The 22,193-nt window shown below is 62.8% G+C and carries 17 protein-coding genes; 13 read left to right on the top strand and 4 right to left on the bottom strand.

The features are described 5' to 3' along the window. Positions 1-199: 199 nt before the first annotated feature. From CXK96_RS10635 to CXK96_RS10590, 10 genes are all read left to right on the top strand, one after another. Positions 200-3,154 carry a PAS domain S-box protein gene (locus CXK96_RS10635; protein ID WP_102836437.1) on the top strand — a complete coding sequence of 985 codons (2,955 nt, stop codon included), beginning with the start codon at positions 200-202 and terminating at the stop codon, positions 3,152-3,154. Positions 3,155-3,250: 96 nt separating this feature from the next. Next, the gene (locus CXK96_RS10630; protein ID WP_102836436.1) at positions 3,251-3,637 is read left to right on the top strand and encodes a response regulator; all 387 of its coding nucleotides are present in this window, start codon (positions 3,251-3,253) and stop codon (positions 3,635-3,637) included. Positions 3,638-3,671: 34 nt separating this feature from the next. Further along, positions 3,672-6,074, top strand: a complete 2,403-nt coding sequence (locus CXK96_RS10625) for a PAS domain S-box protein (RefSeq protein ID WP_102836435.1) — start codon at positions 3,672-3,674, stop codon at positions 6,072-6,074. Then, complete coding sequence (locus tag CXK96_RS10620; RefSeq protein WP_102836434.1) at positions 6,071-6,460, top strand: response regulator; 390 nt, start codon at positions 6,071-6,073, stop codon at positions 6,458-6,460. The genes CXK96_RS10625 and CXK96_RS10620 overlap by 4 nt, the downstream gene beginning before the upstream one ends. Continuing rightward, on the top strand, positions 6,453-8,084 hold the full coding sequence (locus CXK96_RS10615) for a diguanylate cyclase (RefSeq protein WP_102836433.1): 1,632 nt from the start codon (positions 6,453-6,455) through the stop codon (positions 8,082-8,084). Before CXK96_RS10620 ends, CXK96_RS10615 begins: the two co-directional genes overlap by 8 nt. Before the next feature lie 174 nt (positions 8,085-8,258). After that, a complete protein-coding gene (locus tag CXK96_RS10610) occupies positions 8,259-11,129 on the top strand; it encodes an ATP-binding protein (RefSeq protein WP_102836432.1) in 2,871 nt (956 codons plus the stop codon). Further along, a complete protein-coding gene (locus CXK96_RS10605) occupies positions 11,126-11,515 on the top strand; it encodes a response regulator transcription factor (RefSeq protein ID WP_064480983.1) in 390 nt (129 codons plus the stop codon). Before CXK96_RS10610 ends, CXK96_RS10605 begins: the two co-directional genes overlap by 4 nt. Further along, positions 11,512-12,651 (top strand): YaiO family outer membrane beta-barrel protein, encoded by a 1,140-nt coding sequence (locus CXK96_RS10600; RefSeq protein ID WP_256061674.1) that lies wholly within the window; start codon positions 11,512-11,514, stop codon positions 12,649-12,651. The genes CXK96_RS10605 and CXK96_RS10600 overlap by 4 nt, the downstream gene beginning before the upstream one ends. Continuing rightward, on the top strand, positions 12,641-13,756 hold the full coding sequence (locus tag CXK96_RS10595; RefSeq protein ID WP_178114612.1) for a HEAT repeat domain-containing protein: 1,116 nt from the start codon (positions 12,641-12,643) through the stop codon (positions 13,754-13,756). The genes CXK96_RS10600 and CXK96_RS10595 overlap by 11 nt, the downstream gene beginning before the upstream one ends. Continuing rightward, positions 13,753-15,156 (top strand): glycosyltransferase family 2 protein, encoded by a 1,404-nt coding sequence (locus CXK96_RS10590; RefSeq protein ID WP_102836431.1) that lies wholly within the window; start codon positions 13,753-13,755, stop codon positions 15,154-15,156. Before CXK96_RS10595 ends, CXK96_RS10590 begins: the two co-directional genes overlap by 4 nt. Positions 15,157-15,252: 96 nt before the next feature. Here the strand turns inward: CXK96_RS10590 and CXK96_RS10585 are convergent, their stop codons facing one another. Next, positions 15,253-16,746, bottom strand: a complete 1,494-nt coding sequence (locus CXK96_RS10585; RefSeq protein WP_102836430.1) for an aldehyde dehydrogenase — start codon at positions 16,744-16,746, stop codon at positions 15,253-15,255. 203 nt (positions 16,747-16,949) lie between these two features. On the opposite strand from CXK96_RS10585, the gene CXK96_RS10580 reads away from it, so the two are divergent. Next, on the top strand, positions 16,950-18,269 hold the full coding sequence (locus tag CXK96_RS10580) for an aspartate aminotransferase family protein (protein ID WP_102836429.1): 1,320 nt from the start codon (positions 16,950-16,952) through the stop codon (positions 18,267-18,269). A gap of 196 nt (positions 18,270-18,465) precedes the next feature. Here CXK96_RS10580 and rpmG read toward each other — a convergent pair whose 3' ends face one another. Both rpmG and rpmB read right to left on the bottom strand, forming a co-directional pair. Then, positions 18,466-18,621, bottom strand: coding sequence for a 50S ribosomal protein L33 (gene rpmG, locus CXK96_RS10575; protein ID WP_025243687.1), 156 nt, complete (start codon positions 18,619-18,621; stop codon positions 18,466-18,468). 11 nt (positions 18,622-18,632) lie between these two features. After that, on the bottom strand, positions 18,633-18,869 hold the full coding sequence (gene rpmB / locus CXK96_RS10570; protein ID WP_019339373.1) for a 50S ribosomal protein L28: 237 nt from the start codon (positions 18,867-18,869) through the stop codon (positions 18,633-18,635). 617 nt (positions 18,870-19,486) lie between these two features. On the opposite strand from rpmB, the gene CXK96_RS10565 reads away from it, so the two are divergent. Then, positions 19,487-20,269, top strand: coding sequence for an IclR family transcriptional regulator (locus CXK96_RS10565; RefSeq protein ID WP_102836428.1), 783 nt, complete (start codon positions 19,487-19,489; stop codon positions 20,267-20,269). A gap of 90 nt (positions 20,270-20,359) precedes the next feature. On the opposite strand, the gene CXK96_RS10560 is transcribed toward CXK96_RS10565, so the two are convergent. Then, positions 20,360-20,941 (bottom strand): TetR/AcrR family transcriptional regulator, encoded by a 582-nt coding sequence (locus tag CXK96_RS10560; protein WP_102836427.1) that lies wholly within the window; start codon positions 20,939-20,941, stop codon positions 20,360-20,362. Positions 20,942-21,040: 99 nt separating this feature from the next. Between CXK96_RS10560 and CXK96_RS10555 the strand changes: the two genes are divergently transcribed. After that, the gene (locus tag CXK96_RS10555; RefSeq protein ID WP_102836426.1) at positions 21,041-21,943 is read left to right on the top strand and encodes a serine aminopeptidase domain-containing protein; all 903 of its coding nucleotides are present in this window, start codon (positions 21,041-21,043) and stop codon (positions 21,941-21,943) included. Positions 21,944-22,193 lie beyond the last annotated feature (250 nt).

Genomic DNA, 22,193 nt, shown 5'->3' with positions numbered 1-22,193 from the left:
CCTGGATAAGCCGCCGCCTGTCGTTCAGCGTTTCTTTTTCGTTTCAGGGTCTGACAGAAACAGCTCGCGCGGCCGATACAGCAAAGCAACGGACGGCGCTTTCGCGATAGCATATAGCCATCACTCTTTTTCGTCCGGTCGGACGTCTGCCCCGCGCGAAGCCGCGCGAGGCGCGCCGGTCTTTGCCCAGAACAGAGCCATGAGCACTCACCCCCATTCTTCCAGCCCTCGATGGCTACTTGGCCTCGGCAGCCTGCTGTTGGCCCTGCTCTTCGGCGGCCTGGCCTTCAATGATTTTCAGGCCCGGGGCACACTCTGGTCGTTGCAAACGGCGCAACAGGGCGAGCTTCAGGCACTGGCGTTGCGTAGCGCCCAGCAGGGCCTGGAAAAACAGGCCCGGCTGATTGCCCGAACGCTCAGTGCCAGCCCCGAAACCTTGCGTCTGGTGCGCCAGGCAGACCGGGCCATCAAAGCGGGCGCCCAGTGGCACGGCCCACGCATGGCGCGCATACGCCAGCAACTGACCCAGTCGCTGATGCCGACCTGGACAGCGATGCAGGCGCACGGTGCCCGTCAATTGCAACTCTACTGGGGCGAGGCCGGGATCGCGCTGCTGCGCATGCAGGACCTGGACGCCTTTGGTGATGCAGTGGCCGATCGCAGGCCGTTGCTCTACAAGGCGTTATCCCAAGGACAGACCGTCTCTGGACTGGACATCGGCCAACACAGCGCAGGCAACCGGGCGATCGTACCGATACGCGCCAGCAGCAGCCCAGAAAGCGAAGTGATCGGCGCTCTGGAGGTGGGGTTCGAGATTCTTCCGGATCTGCCCGAACTGGGCGATCAGTTGAATGCCGGTCTCGGTCTGCTGGTCAACCGTGCCGAACTGGAGGAAATGCTCTGGGCGCGCCCGGTGGGCATCCAGCTCGAGGGCCTAAGCGGTTGGTTGCTCGATACCCACTCGGCACCACAGATCCTGCAATGGGCAGAGCAGCAGTCGCTACCGGCACCCGAAGCGGGGCAAGCTCTGCGCATGCTTGAATCAAACGGCCGCAGCTTTTTGCTCAACCAGATTCCGCTGCATGACGTCCGGGCTGAATACAGTCCCGGTCGCTTGCCCATGGCGGTTGCGCTGGTCTGGCGCGACATCACGTTGGCACTTCGTGAGCAGCAACAGGCTGAACGCCGTCTGCTCTTGAAATGGGGCCTGGCGTGGCTCATCGCCGAAGCATTGCTGCTCATGCTGGGGTTCATGCTGCACCGCCGCGGCATCGTGCAACGTCTTCACCAGATCCGCTCCACACAGCAGGAGCGCGCCCGCCGTCGCCTGCTCGAACGCGGGCAGAAAATCACCAGCCTGCTGCCGGGCATGGTCTACCAGCTGAAGCGCTCCGGCGACGGCAGCTACAGCTTCCTTTATGCCAGCGAAGGTGCACGCGAACTGTACGGGATCAGCCCGGAACAGCTTGTCGAAAACGCAGACATTGCCTTTGCCGCCGTGTATGACCCTGACCGCCCCAACCTCAGAGCCGCGATCGAACGCTCGGTAGTCACTTTGGGCAGTGGTGCTACGCGTTACCGCATCAAAAATCCAAGCAAGGGACTGATCTGGGTTGAAGTGCGCGCAAACGCCGAGCGCCTGCGCGACGGGTCCGTCCTCTGGCATGGATTCATCGCTGACATCACCCCACTGATGAGCGCGACGCTCGCCTTGCGTGAGAGCGAAAGCCGCTTCCGCAGCATGGTCAGCAACCTGCCGGGCGTGGTCTACCGCCGCGGCGTCGATACCGAACGGACCCTCAGTTACCTGAGCGACGGCATCGAACGCCTGACCGGCTACCCCGCCAGCGACTTCGTAGCGCCAGGCACACGCCAGTACAGCAGCCTGATTCATCCTGAAGACCGCGCGAGTCTAGAGGACGATGGCGCGGACCCGTTCGAGCGCACCTACCGACTGATCAACGCCCGCGGTGAAACGCTCTGGGTGCAAGAGAACCGACGCGCGCTGCGCGACGCCGATGGCCGGGTGCAGTGGTACGACGGTTTCATCGGCGACGTCACCGCCCGCGCATTGGCCGAGCGCGAAGCCCATGAGCGCGAGAGCTATGTGCGCCTGCTGATCGCCAATGTCATCGACGCCATCATCATCATCAACCAGCGCGGCTTGATCGAGACTTTCAACCACGCCGCGGAACGCACCTTCGGCTACAGCGAAGAGGAAGTGCTTGGGCGCAACCTGTCGCTCCTCATGCCCGAGCCCCATCGCGCTGCCCATGACGGGTATCTAGAAGACTACGAAAGACGCGGGGAAGGCCGCAGCCTGGAGCAGAACCGCGAATTGCAGGCGGTTCGCCGCAACGGCGAACTGTTCACCATCGAGCTGCGCGTTTCGGAAATCAGTCACCGCGGTGAACGTAAATTCATTGGGCTGGTGCGCGACATCACCGAGCGCAAGCGCGTCGATCGAATGAAGAGCGAGTTCGTCTCCATCGTCAGTCATGAACTGCGCACGCCGCTGACTTCGATTTCCGGGGCACTGGGCCTGATCCTTGGCGGCGCCGTTGGCGAGGCTCCGCCGGCCATGAGGCAAATGCTCGGCATCGCGCAACAGAACAGCCAGCGCCTCGGATTACTCATCGGCGATCTGCTGGATATGGAAAAGCTGATTGCCGGGCAGATGAGTTTCCAGCTGCAGCCGCAGCCTCTCGCGCCGATTCTGGAGGATGCACTGCACTCGAATCAGGCCTATGCCGAACAGCTCGGGGTACGTATCGAGCTGGGCGAGCAAGCCGCGGCAACCGTTAGCGTGGACGCGCACCGCCTGCAGCAGGTGCTGGCAAACCTGCTGTCCAACGCGGCGAAATTCTCCCCACCGGGAGCAGTCGTAACCTTAAGCAGCCAGCGCCATGGTGGTCAGATCCGCGTCATCGTTGACGATGCCGGCCCCGGCGTTCCCCTGAGCTTCCGCCAGCGGATTTTTCAGAAGTTTTCCCAAGCGGACTCGTCTGATACCCGCCAAAAGGGCGGTACAGGCCTTGGCCTGGCCATCAGCAAGGAGCTGATCGAGCACATGAACGGGAGCATCGGTTTCGACTCGGAGCGGGAAAAGGGCGCACGCTTCTGGTTCGAACTGCCAATGCAGGAAGCCGGTTAAGCGACTATTTTTCTAGTGTGCCGCGTCAGCCGATGAGCAAGCTGGCAAACTGTTCATTTTCGAGCGCGCCAGGCACGCTTTTGTTGGAGGTCTCGCATGGGCGAGCTGAAACGGATTCTGCATGTCGAGGACGATCCGTCCATTCAGGCGGTGGTCAAAGTCTCGCTGGAGGCGATCGGGGGCTATCAGGTGCAGTCGTGCTCATCCGGCCACCAGGCGCTCGAAGAGGTGGAAGCCTTCGCCCCACAGTTCGTCCTGCTGGATGTGATGATGCCCGGAATGGGCGGCCCCGAGACCCTCACCCGGCTCAGCGAGCGGATCGATCTGGCACAGGTCCCGGTGGTGTTCATGACCGCCAAGGTCCAGCCAAGCGAGATTGAGCACCTGCGCAACCTCGGTGCCCGCGATGTGATCGTCAAACCCTTCGATCCGATGCGCCTGGCCAGCCAGATCCAAGCCATCTGGGAGGCTGGCGGCAAGTAAGCCGTTGGCCCTGAATCCGAGAGAGCCCAGCCAGATGGAGTCATCGAAATCGATACCCGCCCCCTCCCCGCCCCGCGAGCTGTCCAGACTCGCCGCGTTGCTGCGCTACGAGATTCTCGACACGCCTGATGAATCCGCTTTCGACGATTTCACCGAGCTGGCTGCCTACATCTGTGACACCCCCATCGCGCTGATCTCGTTGGTCGACGACCATCGCCAGTGGTTCAAGAGCCGCCTCGGCCTTGAGGTCAGTGAAACCCCGCGAGAGCTGTCGTTCTGCACCTACACCATCGAAGGCGAGGGCGTCTTCGAAGTCGAGGATGCGCATCGGGACACGCGTTTTTCTGATAACCCGCTGGTCACCGGCGACCCGCACATCCGCTTCTATGCCGGTGCGCCGCTAATCTCGCCGGACGGCTACAACCTCGGCACTCTTTGCGTCATCGACCGTCAGCCGCGACAGCTGAGCGAAGCGCAACGCGGTGCATTGGAACGCCTCAGTCGACAGATCATGCGGCTGTTCGAAGAACGCCTGCAGGCCCACCGCTACGCCGAGCAAGCGGCGCTGCAACAGGCTTTGCTCAACAGCGCCGCGAGCGCGATGCTGGTAACCACCGACGACGGGCACATATCGGGCGTCAACCCCACCGCCGAGCGCCTGTTCGGCTATTCCGAGCAGATGCTGATCGGCCAGCCGCTGACGTCAGTGCTGTTCCCGGAGGAGGCGCTGCAGCGCCGCGCGACCATTCTCGGCAATGCGCTGGGTGAACCCATCGAGCCGGGATTCGCCGTGCTCACCGCACCGCTGCTCGAAGGCCGCCGCGAAATGCGCGAGTGGCGTCTGCTGCACCGCAACGGCAGTGGCGTGCCGGTGCTGCTGAATGTCTCGGCAATCCACGATGAGCGCGAGCTGTTGCGCGGCTACATCGTCAGTGCCTATGACCTGGCCCACCAGGAACACCTGCAACTGCGCCTGCAGCAGATCGCGGCGCAGGTTCCCGGCATGCTGTTCCAGTTCTGCTGGCGCCCCGACGGCAACAGTTCGTTCCCGTACCTCAGTGAGGGGGTCGAAGACATCTACGGCCTGAGCGCCGCCGAGATGGCGCCCAGCATCGGGCCGATTTACGAGCGAGTTCACCCCGAGGACCGCGAGCATGTACTGGCGAGCATCCGCCAAGCCGCCTCGACCCTGACGCCGTGGCACTTCGAGCACCGGATCGACCATCCTCGCAAGGGCATAATCTGGGTTGAAGCCCGCGCCACGCCCATGCGTCAAGCAGACGGTTCAGTGCTTTGGCACGGGCTGGTGACCGATGTCACCGAGCGCAAGGCCGAGCAGCTGGAGCTGGACAAGCAACAGGAAATGAATCGACGCCTGCTCGAGGCCCTGTCCGAAGGGGTAGTGGCCTGCGACGCCGACTGCAACCTCACCTTGTTCAACCACACCGCCCGCCGCTGGCACGGCCTCGATGCCGAGCACATTGCGCCGGAGCAGTGGCCCGATGCCTATCATCTCTATCATGCGGACGGCACCACACCGATGGTGACGGATGACCTCCCACTGATACGCGCCTTGCGTGGCGAGCACATCCGTAATCTGGAGATGGCCATCGTGCTGCATGGCACGCCGCGCTATGTGCTGGCCAACGCCGATCCGATGTACGCCTCTAACGGTCAGCAAAACGGTGCGGTGGTGGTGTTGCACGACATCACCGAGCGCAAGCAGATCGAGAACCTGCAACGAGACTTCGTCTCGACCGTCAGCCACGAACTGCGCACGCCGCTGACGTCCATTACCGCATCGCTCGGACTGATTTGCGGGCGGGTCATGGGCGAGGTGCCCGAGCACCTGCAGGAGCTGTTGGAGATTGCCCACCAGAACAGCAAGCGGCTGAGCACACTGATCGACGACCTCTTGGACATCGACAAGCTGTACGCCGGCAAGATGCGTTTTGAGTTGTGGGCGCAGCCCTTGCAACCCTTGCTTGAGCAGGCGCTGCGCAGCAATCAGGGCTATGCAGAAAGCCATGCGGTGAGTATCGAGCTGGGGGATTGCCCGGCCGTGTCGATCACTGTCGACGCGATGCGTCTGGAACAGGTGATGAGCAACCTGCTGTCCAACGCCGCGAAGTATTCCCCGCCCGGCGAAACCGTCGCCATGAGCGCCCAGCTCATCGACCCGCAGCGGGTGCGGGTGGGCGTCTGCGACAAGGGTCCCGGCATCAGCGAGGCCTTTCGTGAGCGCATTTTCAGCAAGTTTGCCCAGGCCGATTCGTCGGATACGCGCAAGCAAGGCGGTACCGGCCTGGGCCTGGCAATCAGCAAGGAGCTGATCGAACACATGGACGGCGTGATCGGCTTCGACTCGACGCCCGGCGCCGGGGCCTGCTTCTGGTTCGAGCTGCCTTGCCATGCGCTGAATGGAGCCTTCGAGTGAAGCCCTTGCTGCGCATTCTGCACGTCGAGGACGTGCCCTCCATTCAAGTGGTGACTCGCATCGCGCTGGAGAAGCTGGGGGGGTTCAAGGTGCTCAGCTGCGCCTCTGCTCAGGAAGCGCTGCAGCAGGCACCCGGATTCAAGCCGGACATGATCTTGCTCGACGTGATGCTGCCGCAGATCAGCGGCATCGAACTGTTGCGCCAGCTTGCGCCACTGATCGACCTGCAGCAGACCCCCGTGGTGCTCCTGACCGGTCAGTCGGACGAGCCGGGCGACCCTGAGGAACTGCAGCGCCTGGGCGTGCGCAAACTGCTGCACAAACCCTTCGACCCACTTCAACTAGCGACAAAACTGAACGAAATATGGAATGCCGAGCATGAATGAGGGCGCTAACGAAGCGCTGCAACGCCAACTGCAGGCACTCAACGAAAAGTTTGCTGAACGCTTGAGCGAGGAGTTGGCAGCACTCGAGCAACACGCCGAGCAGCTGCAGTCGGTTCGCGAACAGGAACAGCGGCGCCAGCTGATGCTCGACCTGCACGAACGCCTGCATCGCCTGGCCGGCACGGCGGGCACCTTTGGTTTCACCACCCTGGGCGAGCAGTCGCGGTTGCTCGAGCAACGCGCAGAGCGCTGGCTTGAGGCGGCCAAGCCTAGCGGGCAGGCGCTTTCCGCGTTTGTTCGAGCGGTCAACCAAATGGCCGCGGCCGAGCGCGCCGGGGGCCGTGATCAGCATGGCGAGATGCACAGCGGCATGCCCGACGCGCTGCCAGCCGGGTGCCGGATCTATCTGCTCGAAAAGGACTTTGATGCCGGCCAGAACATGTGCCAGACCCTGGGCAACTTCGGCTATGAAGTGCTGATTTTTCCAGACGTCCCACTGCTGCAGAGCGCTGTCCAGGGGCAACTGCCCGACGCCCTGATCGTCAGCCAGCACGATGACGAACTGGATGCCATCAGCGCGCTGCAGCAAACCCTGGAGGCGCCGTTGCCGCTGCTGGTCATCGGTCATCGAGCCGATTTCGACAGTCAGCTGGCGGCCGTGCGAGCCGGTGCCAAGGGGTTTTTCGTCCGGCCGCTGGATGTCACGCAGCTGGAGAACAGCCTGGAAAACATCCTCAACCTGCAGCTGAGCGAGCCTTACCGGGTATTGATCGTCGACGATGACGACGACCTGGCCGCGCGTTACAGCCTGGTCCTGCGTAACTCGCAGATGCTGGTGCAGACCTTGAGCGACCCCAGTCGGCTGTTCGAGGTGATGCGCGATTTCGATCCCGAAATGGTTCTGCTCGACATGAACATGCCGGATTTCACCGGGATCGAGCTGGCTCAGATGATTCGCCTGAATGACGAGTGGCTGCGGGTGCCCATCATCTACCTGTCGGCTGAAACCGACATCAATCGGCAGATGGCCGCCCTGCTCAAGGCCGGTGATGACTTCATCACCAAGCCCATCAGCGACAATGCCCTGACCGCCGCCGTGTTCTCGCGCGTGCAGCGCGCACGCTCGCTGAGCATGGCGCTGTCGCGAGACAGCCTGACCGGCCTGCTCAAGCACGCCGACATCAAGGAACAGGTGGCGCTGGAAGTGGAACGCGCGCAACGCAGTGGCAAGCCCACCAGCGTGGTGATGCTCGACCTCGATCACTTCAAGCAGGTCAACGACCAGTACGGGCATGCCGCGGGGGACAACGTCATCCGCTCGCTGGCCAACCTGATGCGCCAGCGACTGCGCCGTATCGACAGTATCGGCCGCTACGGTGGCGAAGAGTTCGTCGCAGTGCTGCCGGATTGCCCGGCAGAACAGGCCAAGCGGATCTTTGACGAGATCCGCCTGCGCTTCGCCGCCTTGAGCTTCCACGCCGGCGCGCACACCTTCAGCGTGTCACTCAGCGCTGGAATAAGCGAGACCGACGGCCACTCCAGTGCTGGTGCCATGCTCGAACTGGCCGACCAGGCGCTCTATGCCGCCAAGCACAACGGTCGAAACCAGGTGCAGATCGCCTAACGACCCGAGCGGGCTGGCGGGAAAAACGAGCGAACCGTCACGCGATTGAGGACTCCAACTACACTGCATAGCAGTCGCGGCCGTTCGCAGGCGCTGGCAGGCGACGGCACGCCTGCGCTGGCTCCAGCCTTCGAAGCCGTCCCTATTCGTTCAACCGGCGAAAGGAGTTCCGGTTTGCCCGCAAGAACCCAGATCAGCTGGCATTGGCTCGCGTTCCTGATCGCCTTCATTCTGCTCGTCGCATTGGGCTGGCAAGGCAAGCAAACCCAGGAACAGGTTCTGGCGACCAATCTCTCGGTCAGCCATAGCCTGGAAATCATCACCGCGACCCAGTCGATGCTGTCTTCACTGCAGGACATCGAAACCGGGTCACGCGGCTTCGTCCTGACCGGCGATCCCAACTACCTCGATTCCTATGAACTCGGACTGCGGCAGATCGAGGCGCACCGCCGCAAGCTGCAGCGGCTTCTGGAGCAACGGACATTTCCGGACCAGCGCTGGTTCGAGCAGCTGGATCGCAATATTGCCGAGCGTCTGCTGATAGCCGCCGGCAACATCCAGACGCGCCGCACTGCCGGCTTGCAAGCGGCGGCCGAACGCCTGCACCAAGCGGGCGGCAAACTGATCATGGATCGCCTGCGGGCGTTGCTCGATGCGGTCGAGCGACAGGAGCGCAAGCAGCTCGCCGCCGCCAACCAGGCCGTGACCGAAACCATCGCACACAGCCGCAGGCTTGCACTGATCGGCAGTCTGCTGGTTGCAGCGTTGTCCCTGGCTGCGTTCTGGGCCATCCGCCGCAACCTGCAGATTCGTCAGGCCCTGGCAATCAAGGCGCAAGCCGGCGAGGCGCGTCTGGGCGCCCTGCTGCAGGCGGTTCCCGACTACCTCTATGCCATCGACGGCCAGCGCAGGATCACCGCCCTGTCGCAAGGAAACGCGGTGCAGGCTCCGGCGGCCCAGACCATCGAGCCGCTGCTGCTCGGGCTGCTTCCCCATAGCGATAACTCGCTCCAGCTGCGCCAGACCACCTGGTGCGAACTGGATCAGCAGCGGATCTTCGAGGTTCGTCTGGTGCCGACCGGCCTCGGTGATCACCTGGCGATTGCTCGTGATGTGTCCGAGCTGCAACGCAACCGCGATACGCTCGAGAACCAGAAAGTTTTCCTGCGACGGGTCGTCGACACTGATGAGAACCTGATCTTCGTGCGTGACGAGCTGGGGCGCTTCCTGCTGTGCAACAGTGCCTTTGCCGCCCTGCTTGATACTCGACCCGAGGCCATTGAAGGTCGCCGGGCCGAAGACATCACTGGGGCGAAACTGCTGTTGCCACTGTTGCAGGGCGAGGCCGAGCTGCTGTGTGGCAGTGGCGAACTGCGCATCACCGAGGTCGGCCTCACCGATACGCACGGCCAGGAGCGCTGGCTGCAGGTGGTCAAGCGCCCCATGACCATGTCCAACGGGGCCTGCTATGTCGTGACCGTTGCGGTCGACATGTCGCTCAGGCGACGCATGGAGCAGATGAAGACCGAATTCATCTCCACCGTCAGCCATGAGCTACGGACCCCTTTGACTGCCATTCGCGGCGCACTGGGTATGCTGGTCGGCGGCGTTGCCGGCGAGATCGACGCAGGCGCTCGACCACTGCTGGACATCGCACACAAGAACAGCGAGCGCCTGGTCCGCCTGATCAACGACATCCTCGACATCGAAAAACTCGAAGCCGGGCGCTTGCCGTTCCACTTTGCCCGCTGCGAGGTGCTGACTCTGGTTGAACAGGCATTGACCGATCTCAAGCCGTACGGCGATGAGTACGGCGTCGGTCTTGTTCTCGTGACACCAAACGGCGCGCAACTGGGCGAAGCGAACCTCGATCCAGACCGCTTCGCCCAGGTGATGGCGAATCTGCTGTCCAATGCGGTCAAGCACTCACCGGCTGGCGCTGTCGTCAGTGTCGATGTACGTCGCCACGGCGACAGCCTGGAGATCGGCGTTCAGGACCAGGGTCAAGGCATTCCAGACGACTTCCGCGCCCGCATATTCGAGCGGTTCGCCCAGGCCGACTCCTCCGACGCTCGTAAGCGTGGGGGCACCGGGCTGGGCCTAGCGATCACCCGTTCCCTGGTGCAGCAGATGCACGGTCGGATTGGCTTCGACTCACAGCAAGGCCAAGGCACGCGTTTCTGGCTCCGTCTGCCTGTCGCGTCGACTCCGTCAGCCAGCCCGCCAACCGTCGCGCAAGCGCTGCCGCAGGCGGGCAAGAATGGACCGGTCGAACGTATCCTCGTCCTTGAACCCGACGCAGCTGCCGCCGAACAACTGGCGACCGCACTGCAGCAACACGGGTACGGCACCTTGATCGCCGACACGGCGGCCCAAGCGCGAGAAATGCTGGCCGAGTTCAGCATCCAGGCACTGACGCTGAGCCCTGCACTGAGCGACGAGGACAGCATTGCCTTTCTGCAGAACCTGCGTAGCCAGAATGCCTATCGGCATCTGCCGGTGCTGATTGTCAGCCTGCAGCCACAACGTCGCGACAATGACGATGGCGCCCTGCGCGGCGGGGCTGTCGGTGTGATCGACTGGTTGCACAAGCCGGTCGACCCGTCACGGGTCATGGAGGTGGTGCAGGCCTGCCTCAGAACCAACGGAGCCCGCCCGCGAATTCTTCATGTTGAGGACGACGAGGATCTGCGCGTTCTGCTCGCCCGGCTGGTCGAGCCATTGGCGATTGATCTCCATGGCGCCTCTACGCTTACCGAGGCTCGTCACCTGATAGACGAGCAACACTTCGACCTGGCGATCATCGACCTGATGCTGCCCGACGGCGACGGCAGCGAATTGTTCGACCAGCTGGCCCAAAGCGCGCCGCCCCCGCCGGTGATCATATTTTCCGCACTGGATTCACCGGTGCACGACAGCCGCCTGGCCCTGCGCCAGCTGGTCAAGTCTCGCCATGACGGCGACGAGCTCGCCGCGCTGATCCAGCAACTGCTGCAGACATGGCCGCCCAGCCAAACCCAGATTTCCGAAGAGGTCAACGCATGAGCGACTCCGCTAGCCAGCGCATCTTGATGGTTGAGGACGAGGAGGACATCGCGTTCCTCATTCGCTTCATGCTTGAACGGCACGGATTTGTCGTCGATCACGCGGCAGACGGTCGCCAGGCCATTGAGAAGATCACCACATCGAGCCCGCCCGATCTGACCCTGATGGACATCATGCTGCCCTACCACGACGGGTTGGAGCTGATAGAGCGGCTCCGCGCACAGGCCGGTTGGGCACAGGTGCCGGTGTTGATGCTGACCGCCAAGGCTCGCGAGGCAGACATCGTCCGGGCGCTGGAACTGGGTGCCGACGATTACGTCACCAAGCCTTTCCAGCCGGAGGAACTGCTGGCGCGTATCCGTCGTCTGCTGAGGCGTCCACGATGATGCGAACGGCGTTTACCTTGGTATTGCCTGCATGGCTGCTGTCCTCCATGGCACTGGCCGACGTCGCGACCGCCCAACGCCAGGTCGATGCCCAGCAACTCGGCGCCGCGGCAGCGACACTGGAAGCGCAACTGGCAAGGCAACCCGACGACAGCGAGGCGCTGTACCTGCTGGCCCGGGTGCGCGCCTGGCAAGGACAGCCCGAGCAGTCGTTGCCACTGTATGAGCAGCTGTTGGAACGCGAGCCGGATAACGCCGACTACCTGCTCGGGCAGGGCCAGGCATTGCTGTGGGCAGGTCGCCCCCAGGCCGCCCTGGTCTCGCTGGAGCGCGCCGCGGAGATCGCACCGGACTATGCGGACGTCCAGCAGGCGATGCAGCAAGCACGGGCATCGCTGACCTCGCCCATCACGACCACAGCGCCGGCTGCCAGCGCCACCACGGCACAACGGCGACATGAACTGGAGCTTTCAGCCCGCCAGGACTGGCTGGACAGCGGCTTCGACAACTGGCGCAGCCAACGGCTGGATTACGCCTCGACGCAACCGGAAGGGCTCGGCTGGTACGGCGCACTGCTGCGCGAGCAGCGCTTTGGCGAATGGGACCAGGGCGTCGAGGCGGGCGCGGTGATCGCGCTGGACGACAACTGGACGCTGCAACCCGAAGTCGGCTATCAGCCTTCGCCCTATTTTTTGCCCGAATGGCATGCCGATCTACGTCTGCAACGGCGACTGCCGGCGGGCTTCCTCGGTGCTGTCAGCCTGCGCCGTACCGAATACGAGACCACCCGCGTCGAGCGGCTGGCCCTCAGCGCCGAACGCTACTGGGACTCATGGCGGGCGGGCTACACATTGAACATCACCGATGTGGCCAATGCCGGAACGCCGGTCGGCCATGATCTGGCGCTGGACTACTACTATGCAGGCCTCAGCTATGCCGGCCTGCGCCTAACCATCGGTGAGGAAGAAGCGGTCGAGGAACAGCAGCTGATCACCAGCGACGTACGCGCCCTCAGCCTGCAGGGCCGCCATTGGCTGGACAGCCGCTGGGCGCTGACCTGGGAAGTCGGCCAGCATCGCCAGGGCGACTATTACACGCGGCGCTGGCTGCAACTCGGCCTGCGACATGCTTTCTGAGTCCTGCCCTGTCTGGCTGTGCGAGGCGCCGCGCAAAGCCTGGCTGGGCATCTGGCCCGAAGACGGCATGCTGCAATTGGCTCTTTATTGTGCACTGAGCCTGGGCGCGCTGACGCTGTTGGTGATGTTCCAGGTCATGCTGCTCGGTGAGGTCGCTCGGCGCCGCTCAGCACGGCGGCAAACCTTCAACGACCAGTGGCGACCCTTCTTTGCCCTGTGCAGCCTGGGTGACGAGCTGCCAGAGCCGGCTCCTGCGCTGCCGCGGGGTCACCAGCTGTGGTTTCTGCTGCAGTGGAACCGCACCCAGCTGCAGCTTCGCGGCGCAGCACGTGAGCGGATGAACCACGCGTTGGTCGCGTTGGGGATGGACCAACAGGCCCTGGCGCTGCTGCGCGGCCGGGTCCGCAGCAAACTGATCGGCCTGACCTGTCTACGTCATCTGGCCGACCCCGCCCATTGGCAAGCCGTACAACCATTGCTGATGAACCGCAACGTGACCGTTTCACTGGCCGCGGCGCAAACGTTGATTGCGATGGACGCGGCACGCGCCATGCAGCTGATCCTGCCAACCGCCGTGACCCGCCCCGACTGGGCCTTGCCGCGCCTGGCGAGCCTCTGTCAGCAGGCCGGTGAGCAGGCGGTGACCTTGCCATTGCTGGTCACCCTCTCCGGCTCCGAAGATCCGCGCCGCGAGCGACTGGTGCCTTTGCTGGTGCATGGCGACCCCCGTCACGCCGCGCCCTGGGCCCGCGCGCGGCTGGAAGAGGACGCGGCGCCTGAGCAGTTGCAGGTTGCGCTGCGCTGCCTCTGCGAGCTGGGCGATCCACGTGATCGCGGCCGGCTGCTGCGGGCTCTGCAACACCGCCACGAGAATGTGCGCCTGGCTGCCCTGCAAGCCCTGCATAAACAAGCCCGCGGTGACGACAGCGAACTGTTCATGCCGTTACTGGGCGACCCCAGCTGGTGGGTTCGCCAGGCCGCCGCAGACAGTCTGGCCACCCTACCGGGCGCCACCGCGGAACGGCTGCAGACGCTGTTCAGGCAAGTGCATGATCGCTACGGGCAAGACGCCCTGCGTCGCGCCATGGCGGAGGTCAGGCGGTGACTATCGACTGGCTGTGGTGGCTGCAACTGGGCTTCATCGTTTATTTCCTGCTGCTCAACGGCATGTACCTGCTGCTCAACGTGCTATCGATGATCAGCCTGATGGGCTATATCCGCCAACGTGCCGAAACCGGCGAAATCGCGCCCTATCTGGGCGTAGAGCCGCCGGTCTCGGTATTGATGCCCGCGTTCAACGAAGAAGCGACGATCCGCACCTCGGTGCGCTCGATGCTGCAGTTGCAGTACCCCGAATTCGAAGTGGTGGTGATCAACGACGGCTCGAAGGACGACACCCTCGCGGTGCTGATCGAGGAATTCGAGTTGGTGCCGCACCCCGAGCCGCTGCGCCAGGCCGTGGCCCATCAGCCGGTGCAGGCGATCTACCGATCACGGCGCTACGCCAATCTGCGGGTCATCGACAAGGCCAATGGCGGCAAGGCCGATGCACTGAATGCCGGCATCAACGCCGCGCGGCACGGCTTGTTCTGCGGGGTGGATGCCGATTCGATTCTGCAGCGCGACAGCTTGTTGCGTGTCGTCCAACCCTTTCTCGAAGACGAACGCACCGTTGCGGCGGGCGGCACGGTGCGTATCGCCAATGGCTCCGAGGTACGCGGTGGCTTCCTCATCCGCACCGGATTGCCGAGCAACTGGCTGGCACGCTTCCAGATCGTTGAATACCTGCGGGCCTTTCTGTTCGGTCGGCTTGGCTGGTCGCCGATGAACGCCGTGCTGATCATCTCCGGCGCCTTTGGTCTGTTCGACAAGGAACGGGTCATGGCCGTAGGCGGCTATCGCACCGACACGGTTGGCGAGGACATGGAGCTGGTGGTGCGGCTGCATCGCTATCATCGGGAAAAGCGCATTCCCTACCGCATCCGTTACTTGCCCGACCCGATCTGCTGGACTGAATGCCCGGAAGACCTTGGCACCCTCGGCCGTCAGCGCAGTCGCTGGCAACGCGGGCTTGCCGAGAGCCTGGGCCGTCACGCCCGCCTCGCCTTCAGCCTTCGCGGTGGAACGCCCGGCTGGCTGGCCTGGCCGTTCCTGGCCCTGTTCGAATGGTTGGGCCCGTTGATCGAGCTGGTGGGTTACGGATTCATGATCGGCGGGTTCATCTATGGCGTGGTGTCCTACACGGCGCTGACCGCTTTTCTGCTGGTCGCCATTGGCATGGGCATTCTGCTCTCGGTCAACGGCCTGCTGTTGGAAACCCTGTCATTCCGCGTCTACGAGCGGCGCCGCGACATGCTGCGGCTGTTTCTCATGGCCGTGCTGGAGAATTTCGGTTACCGCCAACTGAACACCCTCTGGCGCTGCCGTGGACTCTGGCAATGGTTTTCACGGCGCAAGCATCAATGGGGCGCCATGCGTCGTAGCGGGCAGTGGGGGCAAAGCTAAACGCCGAGAAACCGTAGGGTGGATGAAGCGTTATCGATCCACCCTTGCTGTGCAGCAAAGTGGAGGTAAAAAGCGACCTCCACCCTACGGATGTCTTTACAGCTTGATCCAGGTCGCCTTCAGTTCGGTGTACTTGTCGAAGGCATGCAGGGACTTGTCGCGGCCGTTGCCGGACTGCTTGAAGCCGCCAAACGGCGCAGTCATGTCGCCGCCGTCATACTGATTGATCCAGACACTGCCAGCCCGCAGCGCCTTAGCGGTCAGGTGCGCCTTGGACAGGTCAGCCGTCCAGACGGCGGCAGCGAGACCGTAGGGCGTGTCATTGGCGATGGCCACCGCTTCAGCCGCTGTGTCGAAGGTGATCACCGACAGCACCGGCCCGAAGATCTCTTCACGGGCAATTTTCATTGCATTGCTGACGCCGTCGAAGATGGTCGGCTCGACGTAAAGACCGCCCGTGTCCTGCATCGTCCGCTGGCCGCCGATCAGCACTTTGGCGCCATCGTTGCGACCGGCCTCGATGTAGCCAAGCACCGTATCGAGCTGCTGTGTATCAACCAGCGCGCCGACATTGGTGGCCGGATCCAGCGGATTGCCCGGCTTCCAGCCTTTAAGCGCCTCGACCACCATCGGCAGGAAGCGCTCCTTAACCGAACTCTCGACCAGCAGCCGTGAGCCAGCGGTGCAGACTTCGCCCTGATTGAAGGCAATGGCACCGGCAGCCGACGCAGCAGCGGCCTGCAGATTCGGCGCGTCGGCAAAGACGATGTTCGGGCTCTTGCCGCCGGCCTCCAGCCAGACGCGCTTCATGTTCGACTCGCCCGCGTAGATCATCAATTGCTTGGCAACCCGGGTGGAGCCGGTGAACACCAGAGTATCGACATCCATATGCAGCGCCAGCGCCTTGCCTACGGCGTGGCCGTAGCCCGGCAACACATTGAGAACACCGGCCGGGATGCCTGCCTCAATGGCCAGCTGCGCGACGCGAATGGCGGTCAGGGGCGACTTCTCGGACGGCTTGAGGACCACCGAGTTGCCGGTGGCCAGCGCCGGGCCCAGCTTCCAGCAGGCCATCATCAGCGGGAAATTCCAAGGCACAATGGCCGCCACCACACCCACCGGCTCGCGTGTCACCAGGCCCAGCTGATCATGGGGCGTGGCCGCCACTTCGTCGTAAATCTTGTCGATCGCCTCGCCCGACCAGCGCAGCGCATTGGCCGACCCTGGCATGTCGACATTCAGCGAATCGCCGATCGGCTTGCCCATGTCCAGGGTTTCCAGCAGCGCGAGTTCTTCAGCGTTGGCCTGGATCAGGTTGGCAAAGCGAATCATCGTGGCTTTGCGCTTGGCCGGCGCCATTCGTGACCAGACGCCAGACTCGAAGGCCATGCGCGCACTGATCACCGCGCGATCAGCATCGGCCTCGTCACAGCTCGCCACCTGAGCCAGCACTCGCCCATCGACCGGGCTGATGCAGTCGAAGCTGGCGCCGGCGCTGGGCGCAGTGTATTCGCCCTGGATGAAGGCCCGGCCTTCGATGCGCAGGTCGCGGGCACGCTGTTGCCAATCGGCAAGTGTCAGGGTGGTCATGGGGCGTCCTCAGTAATCTGTCGAATAATCAGAAAGGCACCCTAAACCAGCGGCACCAGGCCTATCAATATTTTTTACGCGGCAGCCTTTTCCAGCCTTGTTTTGTTCGTTTTATTAAACATAGACTCGCCAAAACCGCTGGGCGCCTGGGTGATGTCGCGCTACAGCATAGCCGTCGAACCCGTCGCCTTGCCGGAGCAATCATGGCCCACGATCACGCCACATCCGCCGAACATTTCTGGATGCCCTTCACTGCCAACCGTCAGTTCAAGGGCAGCCCGCGCCTGCTGGAGCGCGCCGAGGGTATGTACTACACAGACACCGATGGCCGCCAGGTGATCGATGGCACCGCTGGCCTCTGGTGTTGCAACGCAGGACATGGCCGACGCGAGATCAGCGAGGCGGTAAGCCGGCAGATTGCCCATATGGATTTCGCACCCACCTTTCAGATGGGCCACCCGCTTCCCTTCGAGCTGGCCGAGCGGCTCGCACAGATCAGCCCCGCCGGACTCAACCGGGTGTTCTTCACCAACTCGGGATCAGAATCGGCCGATACGGCGCTGAAGATCGCCCTGGCCTACCAGCGTGCGATCGGCCAGGGCAGCCGCACCCGTCTGATCGGCCGGGAGCTGGCCTATCACGGCGTCGGTTTTGGCGGCATCTCGGTAGGCGGCATGACCAACAACCGCAAGGCCTTTGGCGCACTGCTGCCGGGCGTCGATCACCTGCCGCATACGCTCGATCTGCAGCGCAACGCGTTCAGCCGCGGCTTGCCCGAGCATGGGGTGGAAAGAGCCGATGAGCTGGAACGTCTGGTCACCTTGCATGGTGCCGAAAACATAGCCGCCGTGATCGTCGAGCCTATGTCCGGTTCAGCCGGTGTGATTCTGCCGCCGGTTGGCTACTTGCAACGCTTGCGCGAGATCACCCGCAAGCACGGCATTCTGTTGATCTTCGATGAAGTGATCACCGGCTTCGGGCGGGTTGGCGAGGCCTTCGCCGCACAGCGCTGGGGCGTGACGCCGGATATCCTCACCTGCGCCAAGGGCCTGACCAACGGCGCGATACCCATGGGCGCGGTGCTGGTGGACGAGAAGATTCATGAGGCCTTCATGCAGGGCCCGGAAAGCACTATCGAGTTCTTCCACGGCTACACCTACTCCGGCCATCCGGTGGCCTGCGCCGCCGCTCTGGCGACCCTGGAAATCTACCAGCGGGAGAACCTGTTCCAGAAAGCCATCGAAATCGAAGGTTACTGGCAGGACGCCCTGTTCAGCCTGCAGGGGCTGCCGAACGTGACCGATATTCGCACGGTCGGGCTGGTCGCCGGCATTCAGTTCGCAGCGCACTCCGACGGCGTTGGCAAGCGTGGCTACGAGGTGTTCCGCCAGTGTTTCGAAGATGGCCTGCTGGCCCGCGCCAGTGGCGACACCATTGCCTTGTCGCCGGCCTTGATTGTCGAGCGCGAGAACATCGATGCGATGATCGAGCGCCTGGCTGGCGCCATCCGCAAGGCCGGCTGACAAAGCGGTGACCGGGGCGGGTGCGATCATTCGATCGACAAGGGCGCTCGATGCAACGCGTGCCCGAACGAGTCGCCCCTTCCCGGCTGTACAGGGCGGCTCTCACCCCAGCACCAAAACCTGAAGATGGCGCACACGGCGCTGTAAAAACGAAAAAACCCGCCTAGTGGCGGGTTTTTCTTCAAGGGCCGATCAATTACTTGATCTTGGCTTCCTTGTACATCACGTGCTTACGTACGACAGGATCGAATTTCTTGATTTCGAGCTTGTCTGGGGTGGTGCGCTTGTTCTTGTCGGTGGTGTAGAAATGGCCGGTACCGGCGCTGGACACCAAACGGATCAGGTCACGCATGATATTTCTCCTTAAACCTTTTCGCCGCGAGCGCGGAGTTCAGCCAGAACGGCGTCGATGCCGCGCTTGTCGATAACGCGCATGCCTTTGGCAGTCAGGCGCAGACGTACGAAGCGGTTCTCGGACTCGACCCAGAAGCGGTGATGCTGCAGGTTCGGCAGAAAACGACGACGGGTTTTGTTGTTCGCGTGGGAAATGTTGTTCCCGGTTACCGGACCCTTACCGGTAACTTGACAGACTCTCGACATGCCTCAGCCCTCTAAAACCACATGCCCAACCCGGCATGGGTTGGCCGCTTGAATTCAATTGTCATTTGGCGCTCAGCGCCACGTTTCGTTGGGGTCTTACCGGCTACGCGGCAAGCGAAGAAACCGGGCCCCTAGAAAAGAGCGCTGCTTTATATCAGAAAGCCCCCCGAGCAACAAGCGCGGTGTGACTTTTCGCCGTCGGCCTGTTCTGGCTCAATTTCTTCCCGGCCCACGCCTGGCGAGGCTCGCCGGGAGAAACCGTTCGTCGCCTGCGTGATTGCCCACTTCTATATAGGAAGCTGTCAGAACGACAAAGTCCACCGAGCGCCACTCCGTAAACGCGCGGAGCGAGGCGGTTAGCGCCGAATCCTATCTGTAGGCAACGAGCTAGACGAGGCAACTAACAGCAATTTTCTCACCATAAGCGAACCAGCGTTTTACTGTGCGGAATGCAGGACCGTTAATTTCGGCTATCATGACCAAATTGGCGTTTACCTCGTAGCCGCAGTCGGCTTCCAACGCTGGCCTGCCCGTTTGGCAAAGCCCGCCCTGCCGAGCAATGGGCGATCTGCTATCGTGCGCGCCGCCGCCCTACCACCAGACAGACCGACACCACCATGAGCAACATCGAAGACACCGATACTCCCAAGGACCGCAAATTCGTCGAAGCGCTTTCGCGCGGACTGGATGTGTTGCGTGCCTTCACTCACGGCTCGGTGGTCATGGGCAACCAGGATATTGCACGCATCACCGGGCTACCGAAGCCGACGGTGTCGCGCATGACCTATACCCTGACCAAGCTCGGTTACCTAAGTTACTCGCCGCAGCTGGAAAAGTATCAGCTCGACTCAGGCGTACTGGCGCTCGGTTATGCCTACGTCTCCAACTTGCGCGTGCGCCAGCTAGCCAAACCGTACATGGACGAGTTCTCGCGTCGCACCAACACCTCGGTGGGGCTCACCTGCCGTGACCGGTTGTCGATGATCTATATCGAAAACTGCCGGCCGGCCGAAGTTTCGACGCTGCGCATGGACGCCGGTGTACGCCTGCCCCTGGCCACCACGGCGGCAGGCCGCGCCTTCCTCGCCGCGACCCCGGACAAGGAGCGCGAACACCTGATGGGGGCGCTGGAAACCAAATACGGAGACGACTGGGCAAACATGAAGCAGTCTCTGGACGGCTCCTTTGCCGAGTTCCGCCAGCACGGCTTCTGCCTGTCGCTCGGCGACTGGGACCGCAACGTGATGGCCGCCGGCGTGCCGTTGCACCTGGCCGACGGCAGCATCATGGCGCTGACCTGCGGCGCACCGTCCTTCCAGCTCAGTGAAGAAACCCTGCGGGGCTCACTGGCGCATCAGCTGGAAATGCTCGCACGCGATATCGAAAGCTTGGGTGTCTGATCGGCTGCCCAGCCAGACAAGGGCCCACGTCTAGGGCTCCGGAGCCATCCAGCGTCATCAGCGAAAGCGTTCGCGACACGCTGCAATCCATCACTGAGCCCTGACGCTGGCCCAGGCGATGTCCGCGAGCAATTCGCGGCAATCCGCCAGCGCTGTACGTGAACGTCCGGCCAGCCAGTTGCGGGCCATGTCGTGGCAGGGCCCGATCACCACGGCCAGAAAGCAATCACCCGGCATCCGTCTGAAGGCGCCGCTCTCCCGGTGTCGACGCAAGATCGCGCTGACGCGCTCGCCATGGGCCTGATTGACCTCGCGCAGCCGTTCACCCATCTCCCCGGCCTCGACCCGTCCACGGTTATGCAGGACGAAGCGGGCCCAATCAGGGTTCGCCACCACCCAGTCGATATAACTGGTCACGAACAGCCGCACGCACGCCTCGGCATCCAGCGTTTCTATCAGTCCAGCCTCCAGCAGCGCGGCGTATTCACCGATGCCTTCCAGATACAGCGCCGCGATGATCCGCTCACGATTGCCGAAATGGTGATACAGGCTGCCGATGCTCGCGCCGGAACGGTCGCGAATCATCTCGATGGTGGTCGCCTCAACGCCACATTCGGTGAAACAGGCGAGCGCAGCCTGCAAAATTTCCTGTTTACGGCTACTGCGAGCCATCCAACCTCCACAACCGACTAGAATACTTTTCTAGAATTATATTCTGCTGTTCGTATACTGCATTGCTCGCGGCAAACCCAGAAGAGGGAGAACAACAAGATGGCGACGATACAGGCAGAAGAGCGCTCGATCGACAACGGCAATGGTCACCCGATTTCCAGCCACTGGTATCAGCCAGACGGCGCGCCCCGTGGTGCGGTGCTGATCGCCCCGGCGATGGGTGTCAAACAAGGTTTCTACGCCACTTTTGCCGGCTGGCTCGTCGACCAGGGCTATCTTGTTGTCACCTTCGATTATCTGGGCATGGGCCGCTCCCGCCAGATACCGCTGCGTCAATTGAAGGTCGACATCCTCGACTGGGCCCGCCACGACTGTAGCGCGGTGCTCGCGACCGTGGTGGAAGCCGCTGGCGAGTTGCCGATCTACTGGATCGGCCATAGCGTCGGCGCGCAGATCCTGCCGCTGGTCGAAGGCCATGAACGGCTGAGCCGTATCGTCACCATTGCGGCGGGTAGCGGCTACTGGCGTGAGAACAGCCCGCAGATCCGGCGCAAGGCTTGGTTGCTCTGGCACGGCCTGGCGCCGGCGCTCACGGCGATTGCCGGCTACTTTCCGGGGGACCGTATCGGCGCCGTGGGCGACCTGCCCGCCGGCGTCATTCGCCAATGGCGGCGCTGGTGCTTGCACCCCGACTATCTGGTCGGTATCGAAGGTGAGCCGATGCGCCAGGCCTTCTCCGCCGTGCGCACGCCGCTGACGTCGTTGTCATTCACCGATGACGAGATGATGTCGGCACGCAACACGGAATCGTTGCATGGCTTCTACACCGGCGCGCCAAAGACCATGCGCCGGATCTCGCCCAGTGAAGTCGGCGCAGATCGCATCGGCCACTTCGGCTTCTTCCGCCGAGTCTTCGCGCCAACGTTGTGGACGGATTATTTGCTGCCAGAGTTGGAGCAGAGCCACCAGGGCCAGACTGCTGCGCTGGCATCGGCAACGTAGCCTCATTGCCACCAACCAGATTATCTACGTGAGCCGCTATATACGCCTGCGATCGTGGGGTGGATCACGCTTCACCGATCCACCAATGCGCGCCAAACCGCCCGCGTGGATGTGAAAGGCGACATCCACCCTTGTATCTCGACTACCACGCTATGTTGGGGTGATAGTTCCCGACTGATCATCGGGGGAAGGCCAGGAAGCCGTATCCACCCTTAGGCTTTGAGCCTGCGACGTAGATAGCGCTGCGGCC

The sequence above is a fragment of the Stutzerimonas stutzeri genome (assembly GCF_002890895.1).
Lineage (GTDB): Bacteria > Pseudomonadota > Gammaproteobacteria > Pseudomonadales > Pseudomonadaceae > Stutzerimonas > Stutzerimonas stutzeri_AB.
This window is presented reverse-complemented; position numbering and strand designations above follow the sequence as displayed.

Coding starts and splice junctions, on each gene's coding strand:
- CXK96_RS10635 (WP_102836437.1), top strand. CDS start 200: ATGAGCACTCACCCCCATTCTTCCAGCCCTCGATGGCTACTTGGCCTC.
- CXK96_RS10630 (WP_102836436.1), top strand. CDS start 3,251: ATGGGCGAGCTGAAACGGATTCTGCATGTCGAGGACGATCCGTCCATT.
- CXK96_RS10625 (WP_102836435.1), top strand. CDS start 3,672: ATGGAGTCATCGAAATCGATACCCGCCCCCTCCCCGCCCCGCGAGCTG.
- CXK96_RS10615 (WP_102836433.1), top strand. CDS start 6,453: ATGAATGAGGGCGCTAACGAAGCGCTGCAACGCCAACTGCAGGCACTC.
- CXK96_RS10605 (WP_064480983.1), top strand. CDS start 11,126: ATGAGCGACTCCGCTAGCCAGCGCATCTTGATGGTTGAGGACGAGGAG.
- CXK96_RS10600 (WP_256061674.1), top strand. CDS start 11,512: ATGATGCGAACGGCGTTTACCTTGGTATTGCCTGCATGGCTGCTGTCC.
- CXK96_RS10595 (WP_178114612.1), top strand. CDS start 12,641: ATGCTTTCTGAGTCCTGCCCTGTCTGGCTGTGCGAGGCGCCGCGCAAA.
- CXK96_RS10585 (WP_102836430.1), bottom strand. CDS start 16,746: ATGACCACCCTGACACTTGCCGATTGGCAACAGCGTGCCCGCGACCTG.
- CXK96_RS10580 (WP_102836429.1), top strand. CDS start 16,950: ATGGCCCACGATCACGCCACATCCGCCGAACATTTCTGGATGCCCTTC.
- rpmG (WP_025243687.1), bottom strand. CDS start 18,621: ATGCGTGACCTGATCCGTTTGGTGTCCAGCGCCGGTACCGGCCATTTC.
- rpmB (WP_019339373.1), bottom strand. CDS start 18,869: ATGTCGAGAGTCTGTCAAGTTACCGGTAAGGGTCCGGTAACCGGGAAC.
- CXK96_RS10565 (WP_102836428.1), top strand. CDS start 19,487: ATGAGCAACATCGAAGACACCGATACTCCCAAGGACCGCAAATTCGTC.
- CXK96_RS10560 (WP_102836427.1), bottom strand. CDS start 20,941: ATGGCTCGCAGTAGCCGTAAACAGGAAATTTTGCAGGCTGCGCTCGCC.
- CXK96_RS10555 (WP_102836426.1), top strand. CDS start 21,041: ATGGCGACGATACAGGCAGAAGAGCGCTCGATCGACAACGGCAATGGT.